This window comes from Mycobacterium sp. (assembly GCF_049585075.1).
Lineage (GTDB): Bacteria > Actinomycetota > Actinomycetes > Mycobacteriales > Mycobacteriaceae > Mycobacterium.
The window spans coordinates 1-1890 of the sequence record NZ_JBAUZA010000502.1; the positions used below are offsets into that span (position 1 = coordinate 1).

Genomic DNA, 1890 nt, shown 5'->3' on the forward strand with positions numbered 1-1890 from the left:
GATCTGACGCGTCGAGATCGACGCTAGTGCAAGCATTTTCGCGTTTTCCGGCGCTGGCGTCGATCTCGGCGCAAGGCTTGGTGCTTTCAGACGACGATCGCGTCGGGTTCGGCAAAACCGGGAACCAGCTCTTCCGAAAGCGCCCTGGTCGGCACGTGCGCATCCAATTGGCACATGATCGCCATCGCGGAGGCGAGCACTCGCATCGGGATCGCCAGCTTCGGCGGCAAATCCATCTGGCGGGCCGTCTTGATCTGCGACACCGAACGGTCGAGCTGACGATAGGTCATTCGTTGCAACCATTTGCGGGTGTAGTGAAACACCTCGACTTCGACCGGTTCGACGTACTGGCGCAGCATCTCGTCGATGTCGCGCACCGACACCTGCTGGCCCTTCTGGATGAAACCGCCTTTTTCCATCGTCGCCAACACCAGGTCGTATTTCTTCTCTCGTGCCAGCCGGATCGTCATACCGAGTTCGACCGGGAACCCGCCGGGCAGGGGAGCGACGGCACCGAAGTCGATGACGCCCATCCGGTCGTCGGGCAGCAGCATGAAGTTGCCGGGGTGGGCGTCGCCGTGGATCATCTCCAGCCGGCGTGGTCCGTCGAAGATGAATTCGGCCAGCCTGGTTCCCATCAGGTCGCGTCGTTCGACGGTGCCGTCGCGGATGATTTCCGACATCGCCACGCCTTCGATCCACTCCTGAACCACGACCTTGGGTGCGCTGGCCACGATGTGCGGCACCAAGAAGTGCGGATGGCCTTCATACGCCTTAGCGAAGGCACGCTGGTTGTCCGCCTCCAGCCGGTAGTCGAGTTCCATCTCGGTGCGTTCGATCAGCTCGTCAACGATGCCTTGAACATCCACCCCGGGGGCGAGCTGTTTGACGACGCCGATCATGCGCCGCAACGTCTTCAGGTCTGCGCGCAACGCTTCGTCGGCGCCTGGGTATTGGATTTTGACGGCGACCTCGCGCCCGTCCGACCACACCGCCTTGTGCACTTGGCCGATGCTGGCCGAGGCCACCGGAGTGTCGTTGAAGTCGGAGAAGCGTTGGCGCCATTTGGTGCCCAGCTGCGCATCGAGCACCCGGTGCACCTTTGCCGCGGGCAGCGGCGGCGCATCCTTTTGGAGTTTGGTCAGCGCTTCGCGGTACGGCTCGCCGAACTCCTCGGGGATCGCGGCCTCCATCACCGACAACGCCTGGCCGACCTTCATCGCGCCGCCCTTGAGCTCGCCTAGCACGGTGAAGAGCTGATGTGCGGCCTTCTCCATCAGTTCGGCGTTGACCTCGTCCTGCGACTTGCCAGCAAGCCGCTTGCCGAACCCGAGCGCTGTGCGGCCAGCGATGCCGCCCGCCAAGCCGGCCAGCTTAACGTTCCGCGCAGCACCCTTACGTTTAATGTCTGCCACGTAAACCATCATCCATGACGGGTCGGTGCTTACCCGCACCGATCTGAAAACAAGTGCTGTCAACATGAACACAGTGGGTGCCTGGGCCAATGCCGCGCCACGATCGAGCCCGCATGGACGTCGAACTCCAGCGTGGCGTTCAACGCCTGCGGCGGCCCGGGATCGCCGTCGGGGTCCGATCCTCGGACCGCGCCGATCACGCGGTTGACCTGGCTGAGCGCCAGCGCCGCCGTGGCCAGCAGGGTCGCCCGGTCGGCGACGCCGACGGTGTCGCGCAGCTGCGCGGCGACAGCAGGCCACGCCGCATCTCGGTCCCTGCGATGCAAATCCGCGCACCCCAAACAGCTGGTCACCCCGGGGACCACCAGCGGGCCGACCAGGCCGGTGCCGTCGCGCACCCGCACCGCGAGATGCGCGACGCCCTGACTGTGCAGGTCACGCAGCATGCGCGGGTCGGCGACGAGGTTGTCGGACA

Annotated in this window: 2 pseudogenes; both read right to left on the minus strand. The window is 64.8% G+C overall.

Going from position 1 to position 1890, the window contains the following annotated elements:
• Positions 1-86 precede the first annotated feature (86 nt).
• Positions 87-1431: pseudogene (locus WB785_RS23540) on the minus strand (ABC1 kinase family protein).
• A gap of 43 nt (positions 1432-1474) precedes the next feature.
• A pseudogene (locus WB785_RS23545) lies at positions 1475-1890 on the minus strand (cyclodehydratase); the annotation flags it as partial.